This is a genomic window from Ferroglobus sp. (assembly GCF_015521575.1).
Lineage (GTDB): Archaea > Halobacteriota > Archaeoglobi > Archaeoglobales > Archaeoglobaceae > Ferroglobus.
In genome coordinates this window covers 1-3,092 of sequence record NZ_WANY01000228.1, presented here as the reverse complement: position 1 = coordinate 3,092, position 3,092 = coordinate 1, and the positions used below count along the sequence as shown (strand labels likewise).

Annotated in this window: 5 protein-coding genes; 3 read left to right on the top strand and 2 right to left on the bottom strand. The window is 43.0% G+C overall.

The genetic code is table 11. From position 1 onward, the window contains the following. The 3 genes from F7C14_RS09095 to F7C14_RS09085 all read left to right on the top strand — a co-directional run. A partial coding sequence (locus F7C14_RS09095; RefSeq protein ID WP_290902091.1) for an AIR carboxylase family protein occupies nucleotides 1–289 on the top strand: 289 nt, incomplete at its 5' end. Between the two features lie 109 nt (nucleotides 290–398). Then, nucleotides 399–632, top strand: coding sequence for an antitoxin VapB family protein (locus F7C14_RS09090; RefSeq protein ID WP_290902089.1), 234 nt, complete (start codon nucleotides 399–401; stop codon nucleotides 630–632). Continuing rightward, on the top strand, nucleotides 601–1,005 hold the full coding sequence (locus F7C14_RS09085) for a type II toxin-antitoxin system VapC family toxin (RefSeq protein ID WP_290902087.1): 405 nt from the start codon (nucleotides 601–603) through the stop codon (nucleotides 1,003–1,005). The genes F7C14_RS09090 and F7C14_RS09085 overlap by 32 nt, the downstream gene beginning before the upstream one ends. A 182-nt stretch (nucleotides 1,006–1,187) precedes the next feature. Here the strand turns inward: F7C14_RS09085 and F7C14_RS09080 are convergent, their stop codons facing one another. Together F7C14_RS09080 and F7C14_RS09075 are read right to left on the bottom strand one after the other, a co-directional pair. Continuing rightward, nucleotides 1,188–1,769 carry a [protein ADP-ribosylglutamate] hydrolase gene (locus F7C14_RS09080; RefSeq protein ID WP_290902085.1) on the bottom strand — a complete coding sequence of 194 codons (582 nt, stop codon included), beginning with the start codon at nucleotides 1,767–1,769 and terminating at the stop codon, nucleotides 1,188–1,190. Nucleotides 1,770–1,794: 25 nt separating this feature from the next. Further along, nucleotides 1,795–3,092 (bottom strand): MATE family efflux transporter (locus F7C14_RS09075; RefSeq protein ID WP_290902083.1); only part of this gene is annotated, 1,298 nt, incomplete at its 5' end.

Sequence of the window (3,092 nt, the reverse complement as noted above, 5' to 3'; positions counted from 1 at the left end):
TTTAGAACCTTTAAAGAAGTGTATTGATGAAAAAGTTGTAGCGATAATAGTCGTAGCCGGAATGGAGGGCGCTTTGCCTTCAGTTGTTGCTGGTTTGGTTGACGTGCCGGTTATAGGCGTCCCAACATCAATCGGTTACGGAACAAGTCTGAAAGGATTTACAGCATTATTTTCCATGCTCTCCTCATGTTCTTCCGGTTTGGCAGTCGTGAACATTGACAACGGATTCGGAGCGGCTGTTTTCGCAAGTTTGATTGCAAAAGTTGCTAAACGGGGAGAGTTGAAGTAAACTTCTCGATGAAAAGAGGATTGAAAGGATAGCTGATCAGATTAGTTGCCGCTTATTTTAGGGCTAAACAAGAGAAATAATTATAAACTTAAACGTAAACATACACATAATGCCAACTAAGACCATAACAATAACTCTTGAAGCTTATGAGAGGCTGAAAAGGGAAAAAAGAAAGGGTGAGAGCTTCAGCGATGTTATAATCAGACTTACTGAGAAGAAGAAAGATCTGCTCGAATTTGCCGGCAAATGGAAGGATTCCGGAGACGAAATTGAGAAGATTATACTCGAAAGCAGAAAGGAGTTCGGTCGGCATGTTCTGTCTCGAAACGACGTTTCTCATTGATCTGCTAAAAGGTAAGAAAGATGCGATTGATGTCTACATAAAGATTCGAGATTCAAAGCTATACACCACGTCGATCTCCGCCTGGGAACTGCTGAGAGGCCCAAAACTCGTGGGAAAAGAGGAAGAATTTAAAGTAGCCGTTGAAATGCTTGAAAACCTCGAAATTCTTCCATTTTCTTTTAAGTCGGCACAAATAGCCGTGGAAATCGAGGACAGCTTAAGGAAAAAAGGCATGGAAATCAATTTAATCGATGTTCTTATTGCGGCAATTGCAATCGAGCATAACCTAAAACTCGTTACGAGAGACGAGCACTTCAGCAGGATCGACGGGCTTGAAGCCATAAATTATTCTTCAGAGCAAAATTCAGGTTGAACGCAAGCCGAAAATGCTTCAGAGGATAAAACCACAGTTGGAACAACGTAAATCAATCCCCAATTTTATACGGGAAAAGAGAAATAATTTTCTCAGATGGGAAGAGGATCGAAAGCGACTTCTCCTTCAGCACCGTTACAGATAAAAAAGAGAATTTGGGTTCGTTCACAACGTAGAGGTATTTATTCAAAGACTTTCAGAGCCACTTCGAGATCTTCTTTTCCGTAGATGACAAGAGTGACCTCTTCGACGCTCTTTGCTTCTTTTGAGAAATCCCTCACAGCATCAAGAAATGTCTTCACGACTTCCTCAAGGGGGCATCCGTAAATTCCAGCGCTAACCGCTGGAAAGGCTACGCTTCTAAGCATCATCTCCTCAGCTTTTTCAAGGGGTGCCTTGAAAGCTTTGTACAGCTTTTCCTTCAAACCCTCATTCCAATCTCCCCTGCATATCGGACCGACGGTGTGTATCACGTACTTTATTCCCCTCTCCTCAAGCTTCATGGCAGGAGTAACTACAACCTCCCCATGTTCGATGTAGTCTCTTCCTATCTGCTCCTTCATCGCTTCTTTGCTTATTCTCGTGTATTCGGCTGCATTTCCGGCGCATGCTTTAGCTATTGCGTACGCAACTCCCCCACCATGCTCTAAGTATTTATTTGCAGCATTCACGATGGCTTCAGCTGGATACTTCGTTATATCTCCCCCAGCCAGCTTCACTTTCAATTTACCCATTTCGATCTCCTTAACAACTTCCACTTCCATGAAGTTTATTCTCCAGAACAAAATTTTAAGACTTCGAATAAGCTAACGACCTGACGGTGAGGATAACCCAGAGAAAAGCAACGAGAGATGCAAGAATGTTACCGAAAGTCACTCCGACAACAATTCCAAAAAAGCCAAAACCTAAAACGAAGGCAAATAAAAACGCTAAGCCAAGTTGCAGTACGACGGTTCTCAAAAAAGTTATCACAAACGCCCTCTCTCCTTTTCCCATTCCCTGAAAAGTCGAGTTGCTGACGAAGCCAAAGGCGGCAAAGGGTAAGAATGCGGGCATAACTCTGAGAGTTTCGACAAGCTCTTCGTAAATTATCTCACTTTTTTCGGAATACGTGAAGAGGAGAGCTATTTTTCCGGAAAGAAGTATCATAACAACGGCTATACAAAGCTCCACAACGAAAGCCAGTCTTACGGCGTACAGCAAAGCGGACTTTAATTTTTCAACGTTCTTTCCTCCGTAAGCAGCTCCGGTAACGGCTGTCGTCGCTGCAGCTATTCCGAAAAGAGGTATGAAGCCGAAACTTAGAACCCTCCAAGCTGAAGTAAATACAGCAACTCCGTAAATGTCCGTTTTAACTATCAGAGAGTTCAGAATAGCCATTGAGATTGACATCGTCAGCATGGAAAATGAAGAGGGGATTCCAACTCTGAGAATGTCAAAAATAACCCGAAAGTCGAATCTGATCTTTGATAGGACAATCCTAACAAAGCTTCTTTTTGTTGAAAACACGTAGATTAAAATTAGCAAGGAAATAAGCATCGAGACAGCACTTGCAAGAGCAGCTCCAGAAATGCCAAAACCGAGGAGGTAAATGAATATCGGGTCCAGAATTATATTTATCACGCTTCCAACCACGTTGGCGTACATTGTCATTTTCGTGTTTCCCTCTCCGTTTAAAATTCCCACAAAAACACTATTGAAAACGAGTACGGGAGATGCGAGAACGAGGATGCCCCCATAACTTGAAGCAAGAGTTAAAACAGCTCCCTTCGCACCAACCAAACTTAGAATCTCCCCAAGCTTGAAGTGGGTTGTGAGAAGAACGAGGGAAATTATTAAACCAATAATCACCCCGTGATTTGCGATATTGTTAACATCCTTCCCCCCACCTATTCCCCTCGAAATAGCTGAAGACAGTCCTATGCTTAGTCCGAAAGACAAGGCGAGAAAGATCATGAAAATCGGAAAGAAAATACCGATAGCCGAAAGAGCATCGGCACCCAACCCGGCGACCCAGATTCCATCGGCGAAGTTGTAAAGAGTAAAGGCGAGGTTACTTATTATTATCGGAAACGAGAGCTTTGGAA